The organism is Nonomuraea sp. NPDC004702 (genome assembly GCF_053601695.1).
Map to the genome: position 1 here is coordinate 55923 of NZ_JBSGCE010000008.1, position 25642 is coordinate 81564.

The 25642-nt window shown below is 71.3% G+C and carries 21 protein-coding genes; 10 read left to right on the plus strand and 11 right to left on the minus strand.

What is annotated here, in order from left to right; genetic code table 11:
• The first annotated feature begins 439 nt into the window (after positions 1 to 439).
• Positions 440 to 1456, plus strand: coding sequence for a magnesium/cobalt transporter CorA (gene corA / locus ACWEJ6_RS12965; RefSeq protein WP_352357551.1), 1017 nt, complete (start codon positions 440 to 442; stop codon positions 1454 to 1456).
• Positions 1457 to 1519: 63 nt separating this feature from the next.
• On the opposite strand, the gene ACWEJ6_RS12970 is transcribed toward corA, so the two are convergent.
• The gene (locus tag ACWEJ6_RS12970; RefSeq protein WP_357966003.1) at positions 1520 to 2428 is read right to left on the minus strand and encodes a glycerophosphodiester phosphodiesterase family protein; all 909 of its coding nucleotides are present in this window, start codon (positions 2426 to 2428) and stop codon (positions 1520 to 1522) included.
• A 155-nt stretch (positions 2429 to 2583) separates the two neighbouring features.
• Between ACWEJ6_RS12970 and ACWEJ6_RS12975 the strand changes: the two genes are divergently transcribed.
• On the plus strand, positions 2584 to 3270 hold the full coding sequence (locus ACWEJ6_RS12975) for a GNAT family N-acetyltransferase (RefSeq protein ID WP_452423606.1): 687 nt from the start codon (positions 2584 to 2586) through the stop codon (positions 3268 to 3270).
• Positions 3271 to 3478: 208 nt separating this feature from the next.
• On the opposite strand, the gene ACWEJ6_RS12980 is transcribed toward ACWEJ6_RS12975, so the two are convergent.
• The 3 genes from ACWEJ6_RS12980 to fbaA all read right to left on the minus strand — a co-directional run bounded on the left by ACWEJ6_RS12980 (position 3479) and on the right by fbaA (position 6358).
• Positions 3479 to 4762, minus strand: a complete 1284-nt coding sequence (locus tag ACWEJ6_RS12980) for an adenylosuccinate synthase (RefSeq protein ID WP_358290619.1) — start codon at positions 4760 to 4762, stop codon at positions 3479 to 3481.
• Positions 4763 to 4890: 128 nt separating this feature from the next.
• A complete protein-coding gene (locus ACWEJ6_RS12985) occupies positions 4891 to 5301 on the minus strand; it encodes a DUF3151 domain-containing protein (RefSeq protein WP_352318011.1) in 411 nt (136 codons plus the stop codon).
• Positions 5302 to 5335: 34 nt separating this feature from the next.
• On the minus strand, positions 5336 to 6358 hold the full coding sequence (gene fbaA / locus ACWEJ6_RS12990) for a class II fructose-bisphosphate aldolase (RefSeq protein ID WP_352318009.1): 1023 nt from the start codon (positions 6356 to 6358) through the stop codon (positions 5336 to 5338).
• Between the two features lie 126 nt (positions 6359 to 6484).
• On the opposite strand from fbaA, the gene ACWEJ6_RS12995 reads away from it, so the two are divergent.
• Together ACWEJ6_RS12995 and ACWEJ6_RS13000 are read left to right on the plus strand one after the other, a co-directional pair.
• Positions 6485 to 7195 (plus strand): DedA family protein, encoded by a 711-nt coding sequence (locus ACWEJ6_RS12995; RefSeq protein ID WP_358290615.1) that lies wholly within the window; start codon positions 6485 to 6487, stop codon positions 7193 to 7195.
• An 89-nt stretch (positions 7196 to 7284) separates the two neighbouring features.
• Positions 7285 to 7689, plus strand: a complete 405-nt coding sequence (locus ACWEJ6_RS13000) for a hypothetical protein (RefSeq protein WP_452423609.1) — start codon at positions 7285 to 7287, stop codon at positions 7687 to 7689.
• Here the strand turns inward: ACWEJ6_RS13000 and pyrE are convergent.
• Both pyrE and ACWEJ6_RS13010 read right to left on the minus strand, forming a co-directional pair.
• Positions 7664 to 8197 carry an orotate phosphoribosyltransferase gene (pyrE, locus tag ACWEJ6_RS13005; RefSeq protein ID WP_352357535.1) on the minus strand — a complete coding sequence of 178 codons (534 nt, stop codon included), beginning with the start codon at positions 8195 to 8197 and terminating at the stop codon, positions 7664 to 7666. The genes ACWEJ6_RS13000 and pyrE overlap by 26 nt on opposite strands.
• Positions 8198 to 8207: 10 nt before the next feature.
• The gene (locus ACWEJ6_RS13010) at positions 8208 to 8906 is read right to left on the minus strand and encodes a hypothetical protein (RefSeq protein WP_452423611.1); all 699 of its coding nucleotides are present in this window, start codon (positions 8904 to 8906) and stop codon (positions 8208 to 8210) included.
• 111 nt (positions 8907 to 9017) lie between these two features.
• Between ACWEJ6_RS13010 and ACWEJ6_RS13015 the strand changes: the two genes are divergently transcribed.
• Positions 9018 to 11354 (plus strand): sigma-70 family RNA polymerase sigma factor, encoded by a 2337-nt coding sequence (locus ACWEJ6_RS13015; protein WP_452423613.1) that lies wholly within the window; start codon positions 9018 to 9020, stop codon positions 11352 to 11354.
• Between the two features lie 186 nt (positions 11355 to 11540).
• The gene (locus tag ACWEJ6_RS13020; protein ID WP_452423615.1) at positions 11541 to 12803 is read left to right on the plus strand and encodes an NYN domain-containing protein; all 1263 of its coding nucleotides are present in this window, start codon (positions 11541 to 11543) and stop codon (positions 12801 to 12803) included.
• A gap of 69 nt (positions 12804 to 12872) precedes the next feature.
• Here the strand turns inward: ACWEJ6_RS13020 and ACWEJ6_RS13025 are convergent, their stop codons facing one another.
• Positions 12873 to 13502, minus strand: a complete 630-nt coding sequence (locus tag ACWEJ6_RS13025; RefSeq protein WP_364327633.1) for a response regulator — start codon at positions 13500 to 13502, stop codon at positions 12873 to 12875.
• Positions 13503 to 13505: 3 nt separating this feature from the next.
• Positions 13506 to 17696, minus strand: coding sequence for a HAMP domain-containing protein (locus ACWEJ6_RS13030; protein ID WP_452423617.1), 4191 nt, complete (start codon positions 17694 to 17696; stop codon positions 13506 to 13508).
• Between the two features lie 189 nt (positions 17697 to 17885).
• On the opposite strand from ACWEJ6_RS13030, the gene ACWEJ6_RS13035 reads away from it, so the two are divergent.
• The gene (locus tag ACWEJ6_RS13035; protein ID WP_452423619.1) at positions 17886 to 19361 is read left to right on the plus strand and encodes a PP2C family protein-serine/threonine phosphatase; all 1476 of its coding nucleotides are present in this window, start codon (positions 17886 to 17888) and stop codon (positions 19359 to 19361) included.
• Between the two features lie 50 nt (positions 19362 to 19411).
• On the opposite strand, the gene ACWEJ6_RS13040 is transcribed toward ACWEJ6_RS13035, so the two are convergent.
• From ACWEJ6_RS13040 to rho, 3 genes are all read right to left on the minus strand, one after another.
• Positions 19412 to 21178 (minus strand): S9 family peptidase, encoded by a 1767-nt coding sequence (locus ACWEJ6_RS13040; protein WP_358290594.1) that lies wholly within the window; start codon positions 21176 to 21178, stop codon positions 19412 to 19414.
• Positions 21179 to 21323: 145 nt separating this feature from the next.
• Positions 21324 to 22334 carry a putative RNA methyltransferase gene (locus ACWEJ6_RS13045; RefSeq protein WP_387677601.1) on the minus strand — a complete coding sequence of 337 codons (1011 nt, stop codon included), beginning with the start codon at positions 22332 to 22334 and terminating at the stop codon, positions 21324 to 21326.
• Positions 22335 to 22354: 20 nt separating this feature from the next.
• Positions 22355 to 23467 (minus strand): transcription termination factor Rho, encoded by a 1113-nt coding sequence (rho, locus tag ACWEJ6_RS13050; RefSeq protein ID WP_452423622.1) that lies wholly within the window; start codon positions 23465 to 23467, stop codon positions 22355 to 22357.
• Positions 23468 to 23853: 386 nt separating this feature from the next.
• On the opposite strand from rho, the gene ACWEJ6_RS13055 reads away from it, so the two are divergent.
• From ACWEJ6_RS13055 to ACWEJ6_RS13065, 3 genes are read left to right on the plus strand one after another with little or no spacing between them, the layout of a single operon-like run.
• Positions 23854 to 23994 (plus strand): hypothetical protein, encoded by a 141-nt coding sequence (locus tag ACWEJ6_RS13055; protein ID WP_352321299.1) that lies wholly within the window; start codon positions 23854 to 23856, stop codon positions 23992 to 23994.
• Between the two features lie 10 nt (positions 23995 to 24004).
• Positions 24005 to 24745: an MBL fold metallo-hydrolase gene (locus ACWEJ6_RS13060; protein ID WP_452423625.1), complete on the plus strand. Its 741-nt coding sequence runs from the start codon at positions 24005 to 24007 to the stop codon at positions 24743 to 24745.
• 24 nt (positions 24746 to 24769) lie between these two features.
• A complete protein-coding gene (locus ACWEJ6_RS13065; protein ID WP_452423627.1) occupies positions 24770 to 25636 on the plus strand; it encodes a TolB family protein in 867 nt (288 codons plus the stop codon).
• The last annotated feature ends 6 nt before the right edge of the window (positions 25637 to 25642 follow it).

Below are 25642 nucleotides of genomic sequence, written 5' to 3' on the forward strand. Positions count from 1 at the left end.
ACCCCCCGCCCGGCGCGGGTCCCGGGCGGGTTGCAGGCACGTCGAATGCCGGAACAAGCCCGCATCTTTGTGCGGTTCTACCTGAACCGAGCACCCTCCGGCGAGTATCGTCGTTTGGGTTCACCCGCCTGTGGTAGGTTAAGGCGGCTTTGCGGCGTCTCTTGTGATTGGAGGTGGTCCGGGATGAAACCTGGTGATCCCAGCAGTACGTGCTCTCCCACGTACGCCCCAGTTACCCCCGACCACTCCAATCCGGCAGCCTGATCGTGCCTCCACGCATTTGTGTCGATTGAGGTGACTTTTCATCGCGCGTGGAGCGTGCCAGGTCGGGCGGAAAGGGACTGCCATGCGCTCGTCCACGCTTTTCCGTCGCATCAACCGTCACCCTGTTCAGCCGCACGCCGGACGCCCGCTCACCAAGCCGGTGCGTGAGGTCTGCGTGCCCCCTGTCGACTCCATCGTCGAATTCGGCGCCTACATCCAGGGCAAGAAGGTCTGCGCCCCGGGCATCGTCGAGTCCCTCGACCTCGTCCGCGAGCACAACAAGAACTCCGACGGCGCGAACGCGTTCGTCTGGGTCGGGCTGCACGAGCCCGAGGCGCCCGAGGTGGAGTGGTTGTCCGAGGTCTTCGGGCTGCACCCGCTGGCCGTCGAGGACGCGGTCAAGGCCCACCAGCGTCCCAAGGTCGAGCGCTACGGCGAGTCGCTGTTCATGGTGCTGAAGACGGTCGCCTACCTCGACCACGACGAGCTGACGGCCAACAGCGAGATCATCGCCACCGGCGAGATCATGGTGTTCCTCGGGGTCGACTTCGTGGTCACCGTGCGCCACGGCGAGCACTGCCCGCTGACCCTGGTCCGCGAGCGCCTTGAGGACAAGCCCAAGCTGATGAACCGCGGCCCGGCCGGCGTGCTGCACGCCATCGCCGACCACGTCGTCGACCAGTACCTCCAGGTGGCCGACCTGATGCAGCTGGAGCTCGAAGAGGTCGAGGCGACCGTCTTCGCCGACGTCAGCTCCCGCGACATCAACCGGATCTACCAGCTCAAGCGGGAGATGCTGGAGATGAAGCGGGCCGTGACCCCGCTGCAGTCGCCGCTGTCGGCGCTGCCGCAGCGCCGCGTCATCCCCTCGGAGATGCGCGAGTACTTCCGCGACGTCGGCGACCACCTGTCCCGCGTGTGCGAGCAGGTCGAGTCCTCCAACGAACTGTGCAGCTCGATCCTGCAGGCCGCCCTGGCCCGCTCGAACGCCCTGGCCAACGAGGACATGCGCAAGATCTCGTCGTGGGTCGCCATCCTGGCCGTGCCGACGATGATCGCCGGCATCTACGGCATGAACTTCGACTTCATGCCCGAGACCAAGCAGGTCTGGGGCTATCCGGCGGTGCTGGCCGTGATGATCACTGCCTGCGTGCTGCTGCACCGCGGCTTCCGCCGCAACGGCTGGCTCTGAACGACGCGCCCGGACGCTCGGGGGCTCGTGCGGTGCTCAGACGCTCACGGGCTCGCGCGGTGCTCAGACGCTCACGGGCTTGAGCGGCCGGACGCCCTCCGGCAGGTCGAGGCCGCGCTCGCGCCACAGCTCCCGCATGCGGTCGGGATAGTCGGTCACGATCCCGGCCACGCCGAGGTCGATCATGCGGCCGGCCAGGGCCTGGTCGTTGACCGTCCAGACCGCCACGTCGAGGCCCGCCGCGGCTGCCTGGGCCATCAGCTTCTCGTCGACCATCACGTGCTCGGGCGAGAGCGTGGTGGCCCCGGCCTCGCGGGCGGCGGCCGGGATGTCGTCGCCCAGCCCGCCCTCGTGCCAGTGGAGCGTGTCGAGCTCGATCAGCGCGAACCGCCTGGCCGCCGGGGCGAGCCGGGCCGCGTGCCTGATGACGCGCCAGTCGAAGCTCAGGACGGCGGCGTTGCCCAGCCGGCCGTGCCGGTCGAGCTCCTCGACCACCAGCTCGGTGAACATCTCCGGGTCGGCCGTCAGCTCCGGCCTGGTCGGGTCGGACTTCAGCTCGACGTGCAGCCGCACGTGCTCGGCCTCGTAGGCGTTGACCAGTCCGAGCACCGCGCCGAGCGTCGGCATCCTGGTCTCCGGCATGGCGACCTGGGTGAGCGCGAACGGGTCGTCGAGGTGACGCGGCAGGCGTACGCCCACGTCGAGCGTGCGCAGCTGGGCGAGGCTGAGCGCGTTGATCGGCTTGCCCACGTACGGGAAGAGCGGATCGCCCTGCCGCAGCGGACGGCGGTCGGCACTGGTGACGGCCGAGACCGTCAGGTCGTGCGTGAGCACGAGGCGGCGATCGGCGGTGAGGGCGACGTCGAGCTCAAGCGCGTGAACGCCCAGCTCCATCGTGCGGCTCAGCCCTGGCAGGGTGTTCTCCGGCCACAGGCCCCGCGCTCCTCGGTGACCATGAATCTCAACGCGCACACCGGGGACACTACCCGGCGCGAGGCCCGCTGAGGCAGTGCCACGCCGTGTCCTTTTTATCCTGCTACGCCCTGGTCGGAAGGGAAGGCGCCAAGAGGACTCTCCGCCCGCTTATTGCACGATAAATGCAACTACCTTGCAATAAGCTGGAGCTCATGACGGAGGTTCTCAAACATGCCCATTCAGCAACAGTCCGGGCATGGGTGGACGGCTGGGTGATCTCCCGCAACGCCCCGCGGCCCGTACCCGAACCGTGGGGCCTCAGAGTGGACGTCGGCCTTCCCGGCCACGTGGCGCGGCACGTCGTCCCCACCCCTACCGCGGAGATCCTGGACCACCTGACCGGCACCCTCACCGTCCCCGGCACCTGGCTCAAGCTCTGCGCCCCCGCCGAGGCGGTCGCCCCCTCCCTGCCCCCGCAGTGGTCCGTGCAGGAGCAGGAGTACATGATGACCACCGCGTCCCTGGCCCGCACCACCCCGAAGGCCCCCGCGGGCTACACCCTGGCGATCACCACCAGGGCGGGGGTGACCGTGGCCCGGCTGCTCACCGCCGCGGGCGAGGTCGCGGCGCGCGGCCAGTTCGCCGTCGCGGACCGGGCCGCCGTGATCGACCAGGTGGAGACGGCCGCCGAACACCGCCGGCGCGGCCTCGGCACGGTCGTCATGGCCGCGCTCGCCGCCGCCGCCGTCTCCCGGGGCGCCCGCACGGGCATCCTGGTCGCCACCGAGGCGGGCCAGGCCCTGTACGAGACCCTGGGCTGGACCCTGCACACCCCGATGACCGCCGCCGTCCTCACCGCCGCGGACCCGGCGGAGGAGGAGCCCGCCGTCGGGCCGTAGTCCGGTGACACGCGGGGAGCCCGCCGTCGGGCCGTAGTCCGGTGACACGCGGGGAGCCCGCCGTCGGGCCGTAGTCCGGTGACACGCGGGGAGCCCGCCGTCCCGCCGTAGTCACCTGACACGTGAGGAGCCCGCCGTCCGGCCGTAGTTCCTTTCACACGCGAGGGGCCCGGCGCGTTGTCGCGCCGGGCCCCTCGTCACGTGCCGGTCAGACCAGCGACCGCACCACGACGGTCTGGTCGCGGCCGGGGCCGACGCCGATCGCCGAGATCGGCGCCCCGCTCATCTCCTCCAGCGCCCGCACGTACGACTGCGCGTTCGGCGGCAGGTCGTCGAACGACTTGGCGTTGGAGATGTCCTCCTTCCAGCCCGGCAGCTCCTCGTAGACCGGGACCGCGTGGTGGAAGTCGGTCTGGGTCATCGGGATCTCGTCGAACCGCTCGCCGTCGACCTCGTAGGCCACGCACACCGGGATGCGCTCCAGCCCCGACAGGATGTCGAGCTTGGTGAGGAAGTAGTCGGTGACCCCGTTGATCCGGGTCGCGTAGCGGGCGATCACCGCGTCGAACCAGCCGCAGCGACGGTCGCGGCCGGTGGTGACGCCGTACTCGCCGCCGGTCCTGCGCAGCCACTCGCCCGTCTCGTCGGTCAGCTCGGTCGGGAACGGCCCCGAGCCCACGCGGGTCGTGTACGCCTTCAGGATCCCGATGATCTTCGTGAGCCGGTTCGGCGGGATGCCCGCCCCGGCGCACGCGCCCCCGGACGTCGGCGAGGAGGAGGTGACGAACGGGTACGTGCCGTGGTCGATGTCCAGCAGCGTGCCCTGACCGCCCTCCAGCAGCACGAACTTGCCCTCGTCCAGCGCCTTGGAGAGCACCAGCGAGGTGTCGGCGATGTGCGGCTTGAGCCGTTCGGCGTAGGCCAGGTACTCCTCCAGCACGGCGGCCGGGTCGATGCCGCGCCGGTTGTAGACCTTGGTCAGCACCTGGTTCTTCTCGGTCAGCGCGACCTCGATCTTCTTGGCCAGGATGCCCGGGTCGAGCAGGTCCTGGACCCGCACGCCCATCCGGGCGATCTTGTCGCCGTACGCGGGGCCGATGCCGCGTCCGGTGGTGCCGATCTTGGCCTTGCCCAGATAGCGCTCGGTGACCTTGTCCAGCGCCTTGTGGTGCGGCATGATCAGGTGCGCGTTGGAGGAGATCAGCAGGCGTTCGGCGGAGATGCCCCGCGCGGCCAGCCCGTCGATCTCGCTCAGCAGCACCCCCGGGTCGATCACCACACCGTTGCCGATCACCGGTACGACGTCCGGCGACAGGATCCCCGTCGGCAGAAGATGCAGAGCGTATTTCTGGTCACCGATGACGACGGTGTGTCCCGCGTTGTTGCCACCCTGATAACGGACGACGTAGTCGACGTCGCCACCGAGCAGGTCGGTGGCCTTGCCCTTGCCCTCATCGCCCCACTGGGCCCCAACGAGAACGGCAGCCGGCATTGTTCAGTCTCCCGAGCACAAAACGAAACCCCTGGCGCAAGTGCGACAGGGGCTCTTGCGTAGAGAGACTACCCGAGTCTGCCCATTCGTCCCAAGGCGCGTGGGCCCAATGCGGGCCCAATGCGCTGCTAACCCTTGGTCAGCGCCTCATATCCGGTCTCGCTGCTGTCCTTGAGGAACTGCAGGCAGCGCTCGGCCTCGTCCTTCTCGCCGATGGACTGCGCCGCCCTGGACAGGGCGTGCAGGCAGCGCAGGAAGCCGCGGTTGGGCTCGTGCTCCCAAGGGATGGGACCGTGGCCCTTCCAGCCGTTCCTGCGCAGCTGGTCGAGGCCGCGATGGTAGCCCGTGCGGGCGAAGGCGTAGGAGGTGACGGCATGGCCCTGCGCGAAGTACTCCTCCGCGAGCGCGGCCCAGGCCGCCGGGTGGGCGGGGAAGCGGGCGGCCACGTCGGCGGCCTTGGCCCCGGATTCCAGCGCCTCCCTGGCCTCGGGCAGGTCCGGCAGGTGAGTCGGGGGCGGCCCGGCGAGAAGGTTATCCATAGGACAAGTCATACCCGCCGTGCCGCCCAAGTGGCTAGGAGATCTTCGTCCCACTGCTCTTGAGGTTGTGGCAGGCCTCCGCCACGCGGGCCGCCATGCCGGTCTCGGCGCTCTTGCCGTAGGCGCGCGGGTCGTAGGCCTTCTTGTTGCCGACCTCGCCGTCGACCTTCAGCACGCCGTCGTAGTTGCGGAACATGTGGTCGGCGATCGGCCTGGTGAAGGCGTACTGGGTGTCGGTGTCGACGTTCATCTTCACCACGCCGTAGGAGATGGCCTCGTGGATCTCCTCCAGCAGCGAGCCGGAGCCGCCGTGGAAGACCAGGTCGAACGGCTTGTCCTTGCCGTACTTGGCGCCGACCGCCTCCTGGATCTCCTTCAGCACGCTCGGCCGCAGCTTCACGTGGCCCGGCTTGTAGACGCCGTGCACGTTGCCGAACGTGGCGGCCAGCATGTAGCGGCCCCGGTCACCGACGCCGACGGCCTCGGCCGTGGCCAGCGCGTCTTCGGCGGTGGTGTAGAGCTTCTCGTTGATCTCGCCGACGACGCCGTCCTCCTCGCCGCCGACGACGCCGATCTCCATCTCCATGATGATCCGGGCGCGGGCGCACTTGTCCAGGAGCTCCTTGGCGATCTCCAGGTTCTCCTCCAGCGGCACGGCCGAGCCGTCCCACATGTGCGACTGGAAGAGCGGGTCGAGGCCCTTGGACACCCGCTCCAGCGAGATGTCGATCAGCGGCCGCATGTAGCCGTCGAGCTTGTCCTTCGGACAGTGGTCGGTGTGCAGCGCCACCGTGACCGGGTACTTGGCGGCCACCACCCGGGCGTACTCGGCCAGCGCGGTCGCGCCCGTCACCATGTCCTTGACCGTCGTGCCGGAGAGGAACTCGGCGCCGCCGGTGGACACCTGCACGATGCCGTCGCTCTCGGCCTCGGCGAACCCGCGCAGCGCGGCGTTCAAGGTCTGAGAAGAGGTCACGTTGATCGCCGGATAGGCGAACCCGCCCGCCTTGGCACGGTCGAGCATCTCGGCGTAGACCTCTGGAGTCGCGATGGGCATGAGTCATCTCCCTGAGAAGTACGGCTTCGCGCCTGCCCAGTATCCCGGCTCCCAACCACAACTGGTAGTGACAACGCGTGCCGGATGGCCACATCCGATTCGCTCGGCTCCAGGTAGGCTCACGGGGTGGACTGGCTCTGGAATCTCCTCGACCCGACGTGGTGGCTCACCATCCTCGGCGCCTTCGCCACCATCGGCGTCCTGGCGATCATCTTCGCCGAGACGGGTCTGCTGCTCGGCTTCTTCCTGCCGGGCGACTCGCTGCTGGTGGCGGCGGGGATCTTCAGTTCCGCGTCGCTGGTCGTGGGCGAGGCGCCGCCGATCTCCTTCCCCGTCCTGGTGATCGGCACACCGTTGTGTGCCATCGCGGGCGCCCAGCTCGGCCACTTCCTGGGGGCCAGGTTCGGCAGGAAGATGTTCGACCGGCCCGACTCGCGGCTGTTCAAACGCGAACACGTGGTGCGCGCCGAGGAGTTCTTCCAGAAGTTCGGCCCGGCGCGGGCGGTCGTGCTGGCGCGGTTCGTGCCGATCGTCCGCACGTTCATGAACCCGGTGGCCGGTGTCCTGGAGATGCCCGCCAGGCGCTTCTTCCTGTGGAACGTCATCGGTGGCGTGGTCTGGGTCGAGGGCCTGGTGCTGCTCGGCTACTTCCTCGGCAGCAAGGTCGATCCCAAGCAGATCGACAAGTACATCCTGCCGGGCGTGTTCATCATCGTCTTCATCTCGCTGATCCCGATCATCGTCGAGGTCGTCAAGAAGCGCCGCGAGCGCAAGCGGCTGCCGCTGCCCAACGGCAAGCACCACCGCGTGCCCTCCAGCACCGACCCCCAGCACTGACAGCAGGCACCGGCCCCCGGCGCTGACCGGGGGCCCTTGAGTTACCACCGGGTACAGTGCCCCCTGTGGGACGCCACAGGTCAGATCCGATGGGAATCGCCCGATCCGCCCTCGTCGTCCTCGCGGTGGGGGCCGTGGTGACGCTGGTGGTCGTCGGCGTGCGCGCCCTGATCGGCTCGTCCGGCTCGCAGCCGGAGCGGCCGCCCTCCGCGGCAGGGTCCACGGTCGTGCGGGCGAGCGAGGGCAGGGCGCCGACCGTGCGCATCGAGTGCGTGGCCGAGGTCTGCCCCACCGTGACCGTCCGCGTCCCCGGCGGGGACGTGCTGCACCATCGCGAGATGAGCAAAGGCGAAGAGGTCAGCTACTTCGAGCCCGAGCTCGACGTCGTGCTCGGCGACGCGGGCACCGTCCGCGTCACCGAGAACGGCAGCCCCCGCGCCCCCGGCGAGCAGGGCGCGAGGGAGGCCTTCACAGCCCGAGGTCCTGGAGGGTGAAGGCGGTGCGGTAGTCGAGCCCCTCCTCCGCCATCCGCGCGCCCGCGCCCCGGTCGACGATGGTGGCCACGGCCACCACCTCGGCGCCCGCCTCCCGCAGCGCCTCCACGGCGGTCAGCGGCGAGCCGCCGGTCGTCGAGGTGTCCTCCACGGCCAGCACCCGGCGGCCCTTCACCTCGGGCCCCTCGATCCGGCGCTGCATGCCGTGCGACTTCTGCGCCTTGCGCACCACGAACGCGTCGAGCGTGCGCCCGCGCGCCGCCGCCGCGTGCAGCATCGCGCAGGCCACCGGGTCGGCGCCCATCGTGAGCCCGCCGACGGCGTCGAAGTCGAGATCGTCGGTCAGGTCGAGCATCACCTTGCCGACGAGCGGCGCGGCCACCCCGTCGAGCGTGATCCGCCGCAGGTCGAGGTAGAAGTCGGCCTCCTTGCCCGAGGAGAGCGTGACCTTGCCGTGGACGACGGCCTTGCGCTTGATCTCGGCCAGCAGGTTGTCGCGGTCTGTCATGCGCCCAAGCTTAGGGTCCCAGGCTCAGCGTCCTGATGAGAGCCAGGGCCTGCGCGTGCGCGCGGGGGAGCCGGCGCACCCGGACGCGGGGGTGGCGGCCGTACAGGATCTCCGTGGCGCGCAGGTCGGCGATCTTGCCGGCCAGCCGGTCGTCCTCCCTGGTCACCGCGCCGACGCGGGTGGGCGCGAGCAGCGCCAGCGTCTCGTCGCCGGTGAACGCCCTGCGCAGCGCCGTGGCCAGGTTGAGCGCCGCCGCCAGCCGCTCGGCCAGTTCGGCGATCTGCCCGTACGGCTCGGCCACCACCAGCAGGTGCCCGCCCGCGACCGCCCCCCGGTAGAGCTCGCCCAGCCTGGTACGCAGGTAGGCCACCGTGGCCAGGCCGGTCAGCGGGTCCTCGCACTGCAGGTCGTTCATGGGCGCGAAGCTCTGCTCGGCCCACCCGGCCGCGTACGCCCGTACCAGCGGGAACGTCGGCTCTCCTCGATCGGTGACGGCGAACAGCGCCGCCAGATCGCCCAGCCCCTCGCTGATCCCGACCCCCGCCCCGGCGCGCGCCGCGCCCAGCTCCTCGCAGGCGCGCCGCAGGTCGCCGCCGTCCGTCACGGCCCTGATCGCGTACGCCACCGCCGGGGTCCACCAGTCGTCGGCCAGCGACCAGCCCTCCGCCATGCTCCGCCCGCGCCAGCGCGACAGCACGTCCTCGTCCATGCGTCCTCCCGTGGTCCTCGGAGGTAAAGACGGCGCTGCGGTTTAGTCATGACGGAGAATGCGGAATGATTGCGCGGGGCAACCCATCGTAATCGTGAGGTCACAATGAGTGTGGAATCGCCGCGAAGCGATGCGGACCTGCTGAAGGAGGTCCGCGCCGGCGACGCGACCGCGTACGGACGGCTCTACGAGCGTCACGTGGCCGCGGCCCGCGCGCTGGCCAGGCAGCTCGTCAGGGGCGAGTCCGAGGTCGAGGACGTCGTGGCCGAGTCGTTCACGAAGATCCTCGACCTGGTGGGCAGGGGCGGCGGGCCCGAGTCGGGGTTCCGCACGTACCTGCTGACCGTCGTGCGCCGTACCGTCTACGACCGCGGCCGGGTCGAGAGCCGCCAGGTGACCACCGGCGAGATCGAGCGCTACGACGCGGGCGTGCCCTTCGTCGACCCCGCGCTCGTCGGCCTGGAGCGGTCGATGATCTCGCGCGCGTTCCTGTCGCTGCCCGAGCGGTGGCGGGCGGTGCTCTGGCACACCGAGGTGGAGAAGTGCAAGCCCGCCGAGGTCGCGCCGCTGCTCGGCCTGTCGGCCAACGGGGTGGCGGCGCTGGCCTACCGGGCGCGCGAGGGGCTGCGGCAGGCGTACCTGCAGATGCACCTGCGCGCGGCGCCGCAGCACGAGTGCCGTCCGGTGCTCGGCAAGATGGGCGCCTACGTCAGAGGCGGCCTGGCCAGGCGCGACTCGCGCGCGGTCGACGACCACGTCAACGACTGCGAGGAGTGCCACGGCGTCCTGCTCGAACTGACCGACGTCAACCGCGGCCTGCGGGTCATCGTCGGCCCGCTGATCGCCGGCCCGGTGTTCGGCGGCTACGCCGCGGCGCTGGCCAAGGCGGGCGTGGCCGGCGGCGGAGCGGGCTGGCTGCTGCGGCTGTTCGGCTGGTTGCGGCGGGCGCCCTCGCGGCAGCAGGTCGTGGCGGCGGGCGGTGTCGCGGTCGCGTCCGCGGCGGTGGCGGCGTTCGTGCTGGTGTCCGGGGAGTCGCCGGTGGCCGAGCGGCCGGTGGCCACGCCCACACTGGTGGCCCGGCCCCCGGTGTCGGTGCGGCCGGTGCCGCTGCCCGTGGCGAGCGAGCCGCCGGCGCGCGTCCCGCCGCCGCGGCGGGAGCCGCGGGGCAGGGCGCGGCTGCGGGCCACGATCGGCGCGCTCGGCGCGCTCGTACGCGCCCAGCCCGGCATCGTCGGCATGCGCCTGCGCAACGACGGCGACGGCCCGAGCGGCGAGCTGGCCGCGACCGTCGAGCTGCCGCCCGGTGTGACCCTCCTGCCGCCGGCCAGACGCGGGCACGGCGTGGCGCTGCTCGAACCCGTGGGCACGGTCGACGGCTGGGCCTGCCGGCAGGCCGGGCAGGGCGCGCGGTGCGCCAGGCGGCCGCTGGCCGCCGGGGAGGGCACGGCGGTGTTCCTGCGCGTGCTGGTGTCGGAGCTGGCTCCGGAGGGCGCCGGGCCCGCTGTGCGCGTCGACGCCGACGACCTCCACGTCGACGCGCGGGCCGCGCAGGGCGTGCGCACGGTGGGGGCGTCGGCCAGGTTCGCCACCGAGGGCAGGGTGGCCGTCCGGGCGATCGGCAACACGCTGCTGAGCTGTCCCGAGGAGCACGACGGCTGTCCCGAGGCCAGGCGCCGCCTGGGCGACCAGCGCGACAACGACCTGTGGCCGATGACCCCCCTCGACCAGGACGCCAGCCCGGCCACCAGCGCCTCCAGCGCGGCCCGGCTCACCCTGCCCAAGGACAGCAGGGTCGTGTGGGCGGGCCTCTACTGGTCGGCGAGCGGCGCGGCGGCGGGGCCCGTCAAGGTCAGGGCGCCGGGCCGGCGCACGTACGTGTCGGTCCGTCCCGACCACGTCACGGCCCTCGACATGCCGCTCGGCCCGGCCTACCAGGCGTTCGCCGACGTCACCGCGCTGGCCGGGCAGGCGCGGCCGGGCGGCCTGTGGTGGGCGGCCGACGCGCCGATGGCGGAGGGGGCCTCCAGCCACGCCGGGTGGAGCCTGGTGGTGGTCGTGACCGGGCCGCGGCAGTCGTACAGCCAGGCCGTGGTGCTCGACACGGCGACCGTGATCGGCGGCGCGGACCGGAAGGTGCGCATGCCGCTCGGCGGCCTGAGCCCGGCCGCCGCGCCGGCCCGGGCCGAGCTGGTGACCTGGGAGGGCGACGCCGATCTCCAGGGCGACAAGGTCTCGCTCGGCACCGGCGCGATCGTCCCGGAGGGCGGCGACCGCGAGCGCGCCAACGTCTTCGACGGCTCCGCCAACGGCGCCGGGGGCATGACCTTCGGCGTCGACGTCGACACGGTCGACGCCGAGCTGGGCCGCGATCCGGCGCTGACGATCGTGACCGACAAGGACGTCGTGCTCTTCGGAGCGGCCGCGCTGACCGTCAGGGCACGCTCATGACCGCAAACAGGACGAACTGGTACGGTCTGCCTAAATGGTCCGGCTGCACGGCGGCCCGCGGTCGAATCGTCGGGATTCACCCTCGCGCGATCACCTGCTTTCATTACCCTGAAAGAGGGCCGCCGAGTCCGGTCTCTGACGGTGCAGAGCCAGCAAGGTCGGACCACCAGGAAAGGGGCGGTGTCAGTGGATCGCTGTGCGCTGTTCGTGGACGCCGGCTATCTGCTGGCAGACGGAGCGATGGCCGTGCACGGCACTCGCCATCGAGAGGCCGTCGCCTGGGACTATCCCGGGCTCCTCCAGCTGATGACCAACCTGTCGCGCGAACGCACGGGCCTGCCGCTGCTGCGGTGCTACTGGTACGAGGCGACCGTCGAGGGCCGCCGCACCCCGGAGCACGACGCGCTGGCCGACATCCCGGGCCTCAAGCTCAGGCTCTCGCGTATCCGGCCGGGCCGCCGCGAAGGCGTCGACGCCCAGGTCCATCGCGACCTCATGACCCTCGCCCGCAACAACGCCATCTGCGACGCCGTCGTCGTCAGCGGCGACGAAGACCTCGCCCAGGTGGTGTGCGACGCACAAGACCTCGGCATCAGGGTCACCGTCATCCACATCGCCGCCGACGGCGGGTGGGCCGTGTCCCGGTCGCTGCGGCAGGAGTGCGACGACCTGGTCGAGCTGGGCAACGCCCACCTGCGGCCCTACGTCACGATGGTGAGCGGCGTCACCGAGTCCTCCAACGGCCACCACCAGCCGCTCAGCAACGGGCACGCCGCCCCCTCGCTGCCGCCCGCGCCGCCGGCCGCGCCCCCGGTGACCCCGACGGCCTCGCTGCCGCCGGCGTCGTCCGCGGGCAGCCACGCGGCCGGGCAGCACTCCGGGAGCCACGCGGCCCCCTCCTCCGGCCAGTCGTCCGCCAACGGGCAGGGGTCCTCGGGCGGGCGGTCGGCCACGCCGCCGGTGCTGCCGTCGTACTCGGGGTACCAGGAGCAGCCGCCGTCGATCCCGCCGTCCGTGCCCCCGTCCGTGCCGCCGTCCGCGCCGGCGACCGGGCCGCTGCAGCAGCCGCAGTCCGCCTCGCCCAGCACCGGGCAGTTCGCCACGCCGTCCTCGGGAGGCGCCTACCAGCCGGCGCAGCTCGGGCCGTACACCGGGCCGCAGGCCGCGCCCGTCTCCCCGCCGCCCGCTGCCACCGCCGGGGCCACCACGCTGGCCGACGCCGTGAAGGCCGCCCATCGCGAAGGGCACGACTTCGGCGAGTCCGTGGCCCGCGACGCACCCGCGCTGTGGCTGGAGGCGGTGCTGGCCCGCAAGCCGCGCATGCCCTCCGACCTGGAGGCCCGCCTCCTGCAGGGCTCCTCGCTGCCGATCGACTTCCTGCTGCACGACGAAGTCCGCCACGCCCTGCGCCGCGGCTTCTGGGACGCCCTCGAACGCGCCCGCCACTGACCGCCTCCCGCGCGCAAGCCGGACGCCCGGGCGCCATGAGCGGCGGCCCGGGCGTCGGGCTGGACGAGATCAGGAGAGCGCGTCGAAGCCGGCGCGCAGATGGGCGACCCGATCGCCCAGGTCGGCCAGCGGCACGGCGAGCGCCGGATCCTGCGACTTGCGGGCCAGCTCCCGTACCCGGGCCAGCTCGTCCTCCACCGCCGTCAGCCGCCGGGACAACTCCGGCAGGACCGAGGCGTGGTCACCCGCCCCGGGCGGCAGCTCGCCGGTCAGCCGCTCGCGGAGCAACGACGCCTGCTCGGCCAGGCGCTTGTTCATGTTGTAGAGCTCGGTGAACACCGACACCTTCGCCCGTAGCACCCAGGGGTCGAACGGCTTGGTGAGATAGTCGACCGCCCCCGCCGCGTATCCGCGGAAGGCGTAGTCGGGGGCGCTGTCGACCACGGTCAGGAAGATGATCGGGATGTTCCTGGTCCGCTCCCGCCGCTTGATGTGGGCGGCCGTCTCGAAGCCGTCCATGCCCGGCATCCGGACGTCGAGCAGGATCAGCGCGAACTCGGTGTTGAGCAGCGCCTTGAGCGCCTCCTCGCCGGACCTGGCGCGTACGGGCACCAGGTCGAGCGAGCTGAGGATCGCCTCCAGGGCGATCAGGTTCTCCTCGCGGTCGTCGACCAGGAGGATCTTTGCACGGTCCGGCATCGATCACGACCCTTCAGCGGTTGAGGGCGACGAGTCGGTCGTGGCTCCCCGCCCACGGCTGAGCCAGCCGCGCAGCCGTTCGAGCAGGCGATCGACGTCGACCGGCTTGGGCACGTAGTCGGACGCGCCCGAGGCGATGCTCTTCTCGCGATCACCACGCATGACCTTAGCGGTCAGCGCGATGATCGGCAGGTCGGCGAACTGCGGCATGCGCCGGATGGCCGAGGTCGTGGCCCAGCCGTCCATCTCCGGCATCATGATGTCCATCAGCACGAGCGCGACGTCCTCGTTCCGTTCGAGCTGCTCGATGCCCTCGCGGCCGTTCTCGGCGTAGACCACCGTCGATCCGTGTCGTTCCAGCACGCTGGTGAGGGCGAACACGTTGCGGATGTCGTCGTCGACGATGAGGATCTTGGCGCCGTTGAGCGGGTCGTCGCCCTGCCACTGGGCGGGCGTCTCCACCGGCGGCTCGACCAGCTCGGGCATCGGCATGTCGAGCGGCGGCGGCTCGGGCAGGGTCGCGGCGGCGGCCTGCTCCTCGGCGGGCGAGGTCATGAGCTGCCGGCGCGGGGCCGTGCTGCCGTCGGTGGCGGCCAGCGGGCCGGTGTAGGAGGCCGGCAGGTAGAGGGTGAACGTGCTGCCCCTGCCCAGCTCGCTCTCGACGTGGATCTCGCCGCCGAGCAGCCGGGCGATGTCGCGGCAGATGGCCAGGCCGAGGCCGGTGCCGCCGTACTTGCGGCTGGTGGTGCCGTCGGCCTGCCGGAACGCCTCGAAGATGACCTCGCGCTTGTCGGGCGCGATGCCGATGCCGGTGTCGATCACCTGGAAGGCCAGCAGGTCGGTGGCGTCGTGGAGGGTGTCGTCGTCGAAGTCGATCCCTCGGGGGGCCGCCGCGACCCGCAGCTTGACCTCGCCCTTCGGGGTGAACTTCACCGCGTTGGACAGCAGGTTGCGCAGCACCTGCTGCAGGCGCTGCTCGTCGGCCCGCAGCTCGCTCGGCACGTCGGAGGCCACCTCGACGCCGAAGGACAACCCCTTGTCCTGGGCCAGCGGCGCGAAGGCCGCCTCCAGCAGGTCGACCATCTTGGGCAGCGACACCTGGATCGGATGGATGTCCATCCGGCCCGCCTCCACCTTCGACAGGTCGAGCATGTCGTTGATGAGCTGCAGCAGGGCCGAGCCCGCGCTGTGGATCGTGCGGGCGAACTCGACCTGCTGGGACGTCAGGTTGCCCTCGGCGTTCTCGGTCAGCAGCTTGGCCAGCACCAGCAGGCTGTTGAGCGGCGTGCGCAGCTCGTGGGACATGTTCGCGAGGAACTCGGACTTGTACCGCGAGGAGACCGCGAGCTGCTCGGCGCGCTCCTCCAGGGTGCGGCGGGCCTGCTCGATCTGGAAGTTCTGGATCTCGATCGCGCGGTTCTGCTTGGCCAGCAGCGCCGCCTTGTCCTCCAGCTCGGCGTTGGACCTGCGCAGCTCCTCCTGCTGCCGCTGGAGCTCGTCGGAGCGCTCCTGCAGCTCACGGGTGAGCCGCTGGGACTCGGTCAGCAGGTCTTCGGTGCGGGAGTTGGCGATGATCGTGTTCATCGTGACGCCGATGGTCTCGACGAGCTGCGTCAGGAAGTCGAGGTGCACCTCGCCGAACGGGGTGAAGGAGGCCAGCTCCAGCACGCCGAGCACGCGGTTCTCGAACAGGATCGGCAGCACGACGATCTGCGCGGGCGTGGACTGGCTGAGCCCGCTGTCGATGGTGATGAACTGCGGCGGCACGTCGTCGAGGATGATGTGCCTGCCCTCGGCCGCCGCCTGGCCGACGATGCCCTCGCCGATCGCGAAGCGCCGGCGCGGCCCCCGGTCGGGACGCACGCCGTAGCCGCCGATCAGCGTCAGCTCGTGGTCGCCCTCGGGGTCGATGCCGTAGAAGGCGCCGTAGCGGGCCGAGACCAGCGGAGTGAGCTCGCTCATCGTCAGCTTGGCCACCTCGAACAGGTCGCGGTGGCCCTGCATGAGCCGGGAGATGCGGGCCAGGTTGGACTTCAGCCAGTCCTGCTCCTGGTTGGCCTGGGTCGTCTCGCGGAGGTTGGCCACCATCGAGTTGATGTTGTCCTTCAGCTCCGCCAGCTCGCCCTGCGCCTCGACGGCGATCGACCGGGTCAGGTCGCCCCGGGCCACGGCGCTGGTCACGGTCGCGATGGCGCGCACCTGCGTGGTCAGGTTGCCGGCCAGCTCGTTGACGCTCTCGGTGAGCCGCTTCCAGGTGCCCTCGACGCCCTCGACCCGGGCCTGGCCGCCGAGCTGGCCCTCCGAGCCCACCTCGCGGGCCACGCGGGTGACCTCGGAGGCGAAGGAGGACAGCTGGTCGACCATCCGGTTGATGGTGGTCTTCAGCGCCAGGATCTCGCCCTGGGCGTCGACGTCGATCTTGCGGGTCAGGTCGCCGTTGGCCACGGCCGTGGTGACCTCGGCGATGTTGCGCACCTGATAGGTCAGGTTGTTCGCCATGAAGTTGACGTTGTCGGTGAGGTCCTTCCAGACGCCCGACACGCCCTGCACCCGCGCCTGGCCGCCGAGCTGCCCCTGCGTGCCCACCTCGCGGGCCACGCGGGTGACCTCGTCGGCGAAGGACGACAGCTGGTCGACCATCGTGTTGAGGGTGTCCTTGAGCTGCAGGATCTCGCCCTGTGCGTCAACGGTGATCTTCTTCGACAGGTTGCCCTGCGCCACCGCGGACGAGACGGCCGCGATCTGGCGCACCTGCGAGGTGAGGTTGTTGGCCATCGAGTTGACGTTGTCGGTGAGGTCCTTCCAGACCCCGGACACGCCGCGGACCTGCGCCTGGCCGCCCAGCTGGCCTTCGGTGCCCACCTCGCGGGCCACGCGGGTGACCTCGGAGGCGAACGAGGACAGCTGCTCGACCATCGTGTTCATGGTCGACTTGAGTTCGAGGATCTCGCCCTGGGCGTCGACGTCGATCTTGCGGGTGAGGTCGCCGTTGGCCACGGCCGTGGTCACCTGGGCGATGTTGCGCACCTGGTAGGTGAGGTTGTTGGCCATCGAGTTGACGTTGTCGGTGAGGTCCTTCCAGACGCCCGACACGCCCTTCACCTCGGCGCGCCCGCCGAGCTTGCCCTCGGTGCCGACCTCGCGGGCGACTCGGGTGACCTCGTCGGCGAAGGACGACAGCTGGTCGACCATCGTGTTGAGGGTGTCCTTGAGCTGCAGGATCTCGCCCTCGGCGTCAACGGTGATCTTCTTCGACAGGTTGCCCTGGGCGACCGCCGTCGCGACGGTGGCGATCGAGCGCACCTGCGAGGTCAGGTTGTTGGCCATGAAGTTGACGTTGTCGGTGAGGTCCTTCCAGACGCCCGACACGCCGGTGACCTGCGCCTGGCCGCCCAGCTGGCCTTCGGTGCCCACCTCGCGGGCCACGCGGGTGACCTCCTCGGCGAAGCCCGAGAGCTGGTCGACCATCGTGTTGACGGTGTTCTTCAGCTCGAACATCTCGCCCACGGCGTCGACCGTGACCTTGCGGCTCAGGTCGCCCTTGGCGACCGCCGTGGTGACCACGGCGATGTCGCGGACCTGCGCGGCCACGCGCGAGGACATCGTGTTGACGGCCTCGGTGAGGTCGCGCCAGCTTCCCGACATGCCCCGCAGGTTGGCGCTGCCGCCCAGCCGGCCCTCGGTGCCCGCCTCGCGGGCGACCCTGGTGACCTCGGAGTTGAACAGGGCGAGCTGGTCGACCATGCCGTTGATGGCCTTGCCCAGGCGGCGCACCTCGCCGCGGGCCGACCGGTCGAGGTCGATGCGCCGCGACAGGTCGCCCTTGGCCACCGCGTCGATCACGTCGGCCGCGCCGCTGACCGGGCTGACCAGGGCGTCGATCAGCATGTTGACCGACTCGACGCTCTCGGACCACGCCCCGACGCCCGGGCCGGGCGTCAGCCGCTCGCCGAAGCGCCCTTCCTTGACGACTTCTTTGCGAACTCTTGCCAGCTCGTTCGCGAGATGTTCGCGGCGGTCGGCCACTTCGTTCAGCAGCAGGCGCACTTCGCTGAGGATGCCGGGAGGAGCGTGCGGGACCCGACGCCGGAAATCGCCGTCACGCCAGGAGAAGAGAGTCTCCAGCACGGGAACGAGATCCGATTCCGTATAGGTCCGCTCCTCCGGGCTTGATGCGGCCTTGGCCGTGGTCATGGGGCCTCCTTCACTCGCGACGGGTCCCGGCGAGTGATTCAAGTCTGTCACGATGAGTAGCTCGTAGTCCTGCCCTTGGATTTACCCCAAGTCAGTGAGAAGTGTGGTAGGCACGATGGGATGACTGCTTCTCCCCACGCGGTCCTGGCCGCGACCTTCGCGCCTGGCGATACCGCTGTGACGGCTGCGATGAGGTTCACGCGCGAGGTGATGACCGCGTGGGCCACCGTCAGCGTGCTCCACACCGCCGAGCAGGTGGCCGGCGATCTGGCGGAGCAGGTCTCTGACGAGCCGTTTGAGGTGATTTGGAAGCATTACGGGGACTCAGTCCAGGTCGAACTGCGGCAGCGGATCACCGCGCACGGTGACCCGAAGGCTCCTTCCGTGAACGTGGAGGAGTGGGGAGTCACCTTCGCGGGCGATTCCCGTGTCCATTGGGCAAGGCTCACGCTACCCGGCTCCGTGGACCAGGTGGCCGCCGAATGGGCGGAGGAGAGCGCTCGGGGCCCCCACTGGCTCGGCTTCCTGGCCGACGCCAGCGACCTGCTGGCCGGCACCCTCGACCCCGACATGGTCCCGGCGATCATCGCCCAGATCGTCGTGCCGCGCCTGTCGAGCTGGTGCGCGGTCTACACCGCCGGCAACTCGGGCGGCCCGCTGCGGCTGGTCTACCTCTGGCACGCCGACGAGGCCCGCATCGACGGCCTGCGCGAGCAGCTCACGGACATGGACGTCGGCGCGGCCGACACCAGGGCCACGTCCGTCATCCACCTGAACGACTCCCAGGTGCTGGCCGTGCCGCTCACCGCGCGCGGCCGCGGGCTCGGCATGATGTGCCTGGGCCGGTCCGACCGCTTCCCCGACGAGGTCATCCAGTTCGCCGACGACATCGGCAGGCGCGCCGCGCTGGCCATGGACAACGCCCGGCTCTACGCCCAGCAGGCCGCGGCCAACCGGGCGTTGCAGCGCAGCCTCCTGCCGCCCAACGAGCCCGAGGTGCCCGGCCTCGACTACGGCGTCATCTACGAGCCCGCCGGCGAGGCCAACGAGGTCGGCGGCGACTTCTACGACCTGTTCAAGGCGGGCGACGACTCCTGGCGCTTCGCGATCGGCGACGTCTGCGGCACCGGCCCCGAGGCCGCCGCGGTGACCGGCCTGGCCCGGCACACGCTGCGCCTGCTGGCCCGCGAGGGCTACGGCGTCGCCGCGGTGCTCGGCCGGCTCAACCAGGCGATCCTGGAGGAGGGCGAGCGGGCCAGGTTCCTCACGCTGCTCCACGGCGACATCACGCCCGTGGCGTCCGGCCTGGAGGTGCGGCTGGTGTCCGCCGGCCATCCCGAGGCGCTGCGGCTCAGGCCGAGCGGCAAGGTGGAGGCGGTGACGACGCCGCAGTCGCTGCTCGGCGTCTTCCACGAGGTCGTGTTCGAGGCCGACACCATCCATCTCGACCACGGCGACGTGCTGCTGGCCGTGACCGACGGCGTGACCGAGCGGCGCTCGGGCGGGCGGCTGCTCGACGACGACGGCGGCCTGGCCAAGCTGCTGGCAGAGTGCGCCGGGCTGTCGGCCAGGGCGGTGGCCGAGCGCATCCGCAGGGGCGCGGCGGAGTTCGCCGCCGAGCCGAGCGCCGACGACCTCGCCATCGTGGTCCTGCGCGCGCGCTGACCGGCGCGGGAGCGTCCCCGCAGGAGCGCTCCCACGACGTGCGCGCGAGGTCAGCCGACGTGCACGTGCTTGCGGGCGAACTCCAGTTGCAGGGCCGTCTGCGCGATGCGCTCGGCGACCACGAGCGAGCCGCGGATGGCGCCGTAGGTGTAGAGCTCGTGCTCGCGGCCGTGCTCGGCGAGCTTGGCGACGTACTTCTCGATCTGGCGCAGCGGGCAGCGGGTGTCGTTCTCGCCGGCGAGGATCAGCAGGGGGCTCTTGATCTGGTCCACGTAGGTGATCGGCGAGCAGAACGCGTACCGCTCGGGCTGCTCGTCGGGGGAGCCGCCGAGCAGGGCGCGCTGGTAGGCGCGCAGGCTCTCGGCCTCGTCCTCGTAGCAGGTCTGGTGGCAGGCGATGGGCACCGCGGCGATGCCCGCGGCCCACAGGCCGGGCTGGACGCCCAGGCCGAGCAGCGAGAGGTAGCCGCCCCAGGCGGTGCCGGCCAGGATCAGCCGGGCGGGGTCGATCGTCCCCCGGTCCACCAGCGCCTGGCGCACGGCGGCGATGTCGGCCAGCTCGATGTGCCCGACGTCGCCGTGCAGCGCGTCCCGCCAGGCGGAGCCGTAGCCGGTCGAGCCGCGGTAGTTGACGCGGACGACGGCGAAGCCCGCGTCGACCCAGGCCGCGACCTCGGGGGAGAAGGCGTCGCGGTCGTGGTCGGTCGGGCCGCCGTGCATGAGGAAGACCGCCGGGTGGGGCGCCGCGCCGGTCTCGGGCTTGGACACCAGCGCGTGGATGCGCCCGCCTGGCCCTTCGACGTCGAGGTCCTCGACGGGGACGCTCGGCGGCGCCGGCGGGCCGCCCGCGTTGAGCACGACCTGGCCGTTGCTCGACCGGATGACCGGCGGGCGCGAGCCGCTGGACCAGGAGTACTCGATGTGGCCGCCGGGCCGCGGCGCGGCCTCGTCGATCACGCCGTGCGGGGTGTCGATGAGGGTCAGGACGCCGCCCGCCAGGTCGTAGCGGTGCAGGTAGCTGCGGGCGCGGTGGTCGCGCACGATCAGCAGGCCGCGGCCGTCGTCGAACCACTCGGCGGCCAGGTCGCCGGGGTCCTTCAGCCAGATCTCGCGCTGCTCGTCGGTGACCGGGTCCCAGACCAGGGGCTCGTGGCGCTGGCGTCGCTCGTGCAGCGTCAGCAGGCGGCGGTCGCCGAGCACCGGGGCGAAGCGGAGGCCGTGCACGCCCTTGTCGGGGCCGTCGTAGAGCTCGCCGACGGTCTCGCCGTGCTGGTCGACGACGCGCAGCGCCGGACGCCGGAAGTCGCCGTACTCGCCGTGGTTGATGGCGATGAGGGAGCCGTCGAGGGACATGTCGGTCACCCAGGCGGCCTCGGCGTGCTCGTACAGCAGCTCGGCCGGCGCGCCGGGGCGTACCAGATGGATCCGGAACGTGCCCTCGCTGGCCAGGCTGATGGCGGCCAGGCCGGTGGCCGACAGCGCGATGCCGCCCGGCTGGCCCGGCGGCAGGCCGGGCGCGGCCGGCTCGCTCGGACCACCCGCGAACGGCTGGCGCCACCAGGTGCCGAACTCGTCGCCGTCGGTGTCGGCGAACCAGTAGATCCACTGTCCCGCCGGGTCGATCGCCGCGTACGCGGTGCCCTTGGGCCGGTCGGTGACCTGGCGCACGGCGCCGGTCGCCCGGTCCCAGGCGTAGACCTCCCACGTCCCGGTGGCGTTGGAGCGGTAGATGGAGCGGTTCGGGGCCTGGCGGGCCCAGGCCGGCAGCGTCATGCGCGACGCGCGGAACCTGGCCTGCCAGCGTTCCTCCGCCTTCATCCGGCGCGCCCCCTCCCATCGATGGCCCACGCCCTCTGGGTGCGGGATGCCGTCCAGTATTGCGCCTGAGTCGGGGAAATACTCGGGGAATGTGGGGGAATTTCGGACTAAATGCCCCATCAGTAACACCAGTCGCAGATGCCCGTCAAGGAACAGGTCTTGAACGGGGCTCAGGCTCGAAGATAGACAGATGAAACGCGGCTCTGACCGTAACTTTATTCTGGCCATTCTTGGCATGTCGGCTGAAATAACCGGATATGCGGGCGGCCAGCTCGGCGGAATCAGTGTGCCACGCGCTCGGGCCCATTCCCACGACCTGGACCAGCTCGTCCGGTCCGAGCTCCATGTCGAACTCGATCGCGCGCCGTCCGGTCATGGTGAACCCCTGCATGCTGCGGGCGACCCGGAGATCCTTCTCCTCGTCCACCGAGAGCAGCCCCAGCTCCCCGACCAGCGGGCTCAGGTGCGCCGCCGCGGGGGTCGCGACGACCGCGGCCCCTCCAGGGCGCAGGATCCGCCGGAACTCGGGCCCGTTCCTGGGCGCGAACACATCGATCACCACATCGGCCACCCCATGCCGGATCGGGAGCGGCCGCCACACGTCCGCCACGAACGCCCCCAGCCTCGGATGCGCCCGCGCCGCCCGCCGTACGGCGTGCTTGGAGACGTCGAACGCCATCCCGATGCCATCGTCCACCGCATTGAGCACGGCCGCCAGGTAGTGCCCGGTGCCCGTGCCGGCGTCGACGATCAGCGGTGCGACCCTGCCCGCCGCGCCGAGACCTTCGACGGTCACCGGCCCACCTTGCGGACCGGCCTCCACTCCCGCCCCACCGTACGCTCCCGGCCCGGTTTCGTCATTCGATTCAGTAGAAGATTCACGTTTTTCTCCGGCCGCCACCCGTACGCGTACGGTTTCCGCCAGCGCCTGCGCCAGCGGGGCATAGTGCCCGGCCGCCAGGAACTCGGCCCGCGCGGCCACCATCGCGGCGCTGTCGGCGGTGCCGGGCGGGCGTGACCCGGTGAGCAGGCTGACGTACCCCTGCTTGGCCACGTCGAAGGAGTGCCCCCGCGCGCACCGCAGTGCGCCCTCGGCGAGCTCCACGTCCGCGTGGCAGACGGGGCAGATCAGATGTTCGACGATGTCGGCCAGCATGCGCCCATTCTCCAGCGGCCTCACGCCGCCGCGCGCAGCGCCTCCAGCAGGAACGCGGCGTTGGACGGCGTCGCGCGCAGTTTGCCGACGAGCGTCTCCAGTGCCTGCTGCCGGTCCAGCCCGGCCAGCGTGCGGCGCAGCCGCCAGATCACCTGCCGCTCCTGCGGGTGCAGCAGCAGCTCCTCGCGCCTGGTGCCGGAGGCCTCCAGGTCGACCGCCGGGAACAGGCGTCGCTCGGCCAGGTCGCGGGCGAGGTGGAGCTCCATGTTGCCGGTGCCCTTGAACTCCTCGTACAGGCTGTTGTCCATGCGGGAGCCGGTGTCCACGAGGGCGCTGGCGAGGATGGTCAGCGAGCCGCCGCCCTCGACGTTGCGGGCCGCGCCGAAGAAGCGTTTGGGCGGGTAGAGGGCGCGGGCGTCGATGCCGCCGGTGAGCACCCGGCCGCCGCCGGGCGCGAGGTTGTTGTAGGCCCGGCCGAGCCGGGTCAGCGAGTCGAGCAGCAGCACGACGTCGCGGCCGCCCTCCACCAGGCGCTTGGCGCGTTCGAGGGCCAGCTCCGCGACGGCGGCGTGGTCGCGGTCGGGATGGTCGAAGGTGGAGGCGAAGATCTCCCCCTGGACGGAGGCCCGCATCTCGGTCACCTCCTCGGGCCGCTCGCCCACGAGCACGACCATGAGGTGCACCTCGGGATGGTTGCGGGTGACCGCGGCGGCCAGCGCCTGCAGCACCATCGTCTTGCCGGCCTTGGGCGGCGCCACGATGAGACCGCGCTGTCCCTTGCCGATGGGCGCGACCAGGTCGATGACCCGGGTGCTGAGCGACCCGGTCTCGATGACCAGCCGCTCGTCCGGGTGGACGGGCGTCAGCTCCTCGAACCGCGGCCGGTCCCGCCACTCGGCCAGGCCGTTGACGGACTGGACGCCGGCCAGCTTGTTCCCGGCCACGGTGGCCACGACGCGGTCGCCGCGCCGCAGCCCGAGCTGCCTGACCCGCTCGGGCGGCACACGGACGTCGCCCGGCCCGGGAAGGTGTTCCGCGCGGATGAAGGCGGACTTCTCCTGTACGTCGAGGAGGCCGCTCACCTGCCCTGCGGGCGTTTCCGCGCGCTGTTGCGGAATGGTGTGAACAGACATGATGAGCCCCTTTGGGGGAGATGCGCCGACCGGAGATCGGCGAGTGCGATGAAGAAGCCGGGCCCGGAGAAACCTGGGCGGGGCTGGAGCAGAACCAGCGGAGCGGAAGCTCAACGCTTGTGGGGAAGATACCACACGTTCCGCCCCATCAAACGCCTAGCCCTCTTGGACTATTCCCGGACGGTTCTGGTGTGTTCTGCCGCGTGTCCCGGCCCGTACGCGTGACAATGTTCTTCATCGCACCCGGCCGTGAGGAAGACCCCCGGCCGGCGGTGCGAAGGCACACAACCCCCATCAGCGCAGCGGCACCGTGTCAAGTGACATGCAGGACCCCTGCAACTCGGCGGGGGTTCCATGGACACATCCGAGCTCCTTGGGGGAACACCATGAACACCGTCCACTGCCCGCAGTGCCAGCACACGCTCGACGAGGGCCCGATCATGTACCGGTGCGCCCACTGCTGCCGCGCCGTCTACGCCGCCGACCTGGAGAACGAGTACGTTCCGCGGCAGCCCGTCGCCGCCTAACCTAGGCGGGATGAAGCACAGCCCCATCACCGTCTCCGGCGTCGAGGTGACGCCGCTCTGCGACGCGGTGGGCCCGATGGGCCCCGCGATCCGCCTCCCGCTCGCCGAGATGTTCCCCGGATCCGGTCCGGCGGACGATCCGTGGGTCCTGCACTTCCACTGCTACCTGCTGCGCGACGGCGCAGGCCGCCTCACCCTCGTCGACACCGGCATCGGCGGGGAGGACTCCCCGGCGGCCAGTTGGGCGCCCGTGCCCGGCGTCCTGACGGACGAGCTGGCGGCGGTGGGCGTCGTGCCCGCCGACATCGGCACCGTCGTCCTCACCCACCTGCACAGCGACCACGCGAGCGGCGCGGTCACAGACGGCCGGCCGGTGTTCGAGAACGCGCGCCACGTGCTCCAGCGGGCCGAGGTGGACTCGGCCTCCGGAGCCATGTCCGACCTGCTGCTGACCCCGCTCAAGGACCAGCTCCACGTCGTCGAGGGGCAGGCCGAGATCGCGCCGGGCATCCACGTCCAGCACACGCCCGGCCACACCCCCGGTCACCAGATCGCCAGGGTCGGCGACCTGGCCATCACCGGCGACCTCGTGCTCCACCCGGTGCAACTGGCCGACCCGGGCATCCACTACGTCTACGACGACGACCAGGAGGCGGCCGCGCGCACGCGCACCGAGGTCCTGGCGGCGTTGCGGGCCGAGCGGGCGACGATCGCCACCGCGCACTTCAGCGAGCCGTTCATGCGTCTTTGATCCGTTACGGCACCATTGGCTGTCATGAAGATTCGTGTTGTGGCCGGGATCGCCCTCGGCGCCGCGCTGCTGGCCCCCGCCCCGGCGTCGGCGGCCACCGCGCCCGAGCTCTCGGGCGCCGCCGTCTACGCCGACGACGGCCACCGGCTCGCCCGCTACGAAGGCGGTGAGTGGAGCACCCTCGCCAAGATCGGCGCGCTGCCGCAGTTCGCCGTCTCGCCGGACGGCAGGAAAGCCGCCTGGGTGACCGACGGCGGCGACCTCCAGGTCAAGGACGGCGCCAAGACCGTCACCGCGGCCACGAAGCTCCAGGGCGGCACGCCGTGCCTGACCCCCGTCTGGTCGCCCGACTCGACGCAGGTCGCCTACGTCGGCAAGGGCGAGACCGTCATGGCGGTCAAGGCCGACGGCACCGGCAGGCGCAGGCTCGGCACGTCCAAGGGCGTGTGCCATCTGGCGTGGGCGGCGGGCGGCCGTTACCTCGCGGGCTACACCGGCGAGGCCGACGCCGTCTACCGGCTCGACGTCAGGACAGGGAAGGCCGCCAGGGCCAAGGGCGTCAAGCTCGTCACCCACGTGCAGAGCCTGTCGCCGAACGGCCGCAACGCGGTCGTCGCGGTCCCGGCCGATCCCGCCGCGCTCGGCGACGGGAGCTGGCCGGCGGCCTTCAAGCCCGCCGTGGTCGACCTGGTGACGGGCCGGAAGCTCACCCCGGCCGTCAAGGGCCGGCTGATCGGCGCGTTCTACCTGGCCGACGGGCGGCTGGTGGTCCGCGTGGCGGGCGGCGCGCACAACACGCTGGTCGTGCTGGACGCGGCGGGCAAGGAGAGCCAGCGGATCGAGGAACCGGCCAGGGCCAGGACCCAGGCGCTGCTGCAGGTGCTGCCGTAACGTTGG

Excerpts from the sequence above, each read along its gene's own strand:
- ACWEJ6_RS12980 (WP_358290619.1), bottom strand. The coding sequence starts at position 4,762 with ATGCCGGCTGCCGTTCTCGTTGGGGCCCAGTGGGGCGATGAGGGCAAG.
- ACWEJ6_RS13055 (WP_352321299.1), top strand. The coding sequence starts at position 23,854 with ATGAACACCGTCCACTGCCCGCAGTGCCAGCACACGCTCGACGAGGGC.
- ACWEJ6_RS12975 (WP_452423606.1), top strand. The coding sequence starts at position 2,584 with ATGACGGAGGTTCTCAAACATGCCCATTCAGCAACAGTCCGGGCATGG.
- fbaA (WP_352318009.1), bottom strand. The coding sequence starts at position 6,358 with ATGCCCATCGCGACTCCAGAGGTCTACGCCGAGATGCTCGACCGTGCC.
- ACWEJ6_RS12985 (WP_352318011.1), bottom strand. The coding sequence starts at position 5,301 with ATGGATAACCTTCTCGCCGGGCCGCCCCCGACTCACCTGCCGGACCTG.
- pyrE (WP_352357535.1), bottom strand. The coding sequence starts at position 8,197 with ATGACAGACCGCGACAACCTGCTGGCCGAGATCAAGCGCAAGGCCGTC.
- rho (WP_452423622.1), bottom strand. The coding sequence starts at position 23,467 with ATGTCTGTTCACACCATTCCGCAACAGCGCGCGGAAACGCCCGCAGGG.
- ACWEJ6_RS13025 (WP_364327633.1), bottom strand. The coding sequence starts at position 13,502 with ATGCCGGACCGTGCAAAGATCCTCCTGGTCGACGACCGCGAGGAGAAC.
- ACWEJ6_RS13040 (WP_358290594.1), bottom strand. The coding sequence starts at position 21,178 with ATGAAGGCGGAGGAACGCTGGCAGGCCAGGTTCCGCGCGTCGCGCATG.
- ACWEJ6_RS13010 (WP_452423611.1), bottom strand. The coding sequence starts at position 8,906 with ATGGACGAGGACGTGCTGTCGCGCTGGCGCGGGCGGAGCATGGCGGAG.
- ACWEJ6_RS13065 (WP_452423627.1), top strand. The coding sequence starts at position 24,770 with ATGAAGATTCGTGTTGTGGCCGGGATCGCCCTCGGCGCCGCGCTGCTG.
- ACWEJ6_RS13035 (WP_452423619.1), top strand. The coding sequence starts at position 17,886 with ATGAGGTTCACGCGCGAGGTGATGACCGCGTGGGCCACCGTCAGCGTG.
- ACWEJ6_RS13060 (WP_452423625.1), top strand. The coding sequence starts at position 24,005 with ATGAAGCACAGCCCCATCACCGTCTCCGGCGTCGAGGTGACGCCGCTC.
- ACWEJ6_RS13000 (WP_452423609.1), top strand. The coding sequence starts at position 7,285 with ATGGGAATCGCCCGATCCGCCCTCGTCGTCCTCGCGGTGGGGGCCGTG.
- ACWEJ6_RS13045 (WP_387677601.1), bottom strand. The coding sequence starts at position 22,334 with ATGCTGGCCGACATCGTCGAACATCTGATCTGCCCCGTCTGCCACGCG.
- ACWEJ6_RS13030 (WP_452423617.1), bottom strand. The coding sequence starts at position 17,696 with ATGACCACGGCCAAGGCCGCATCAAGCCCGGAGGAGCGGACCTATACG.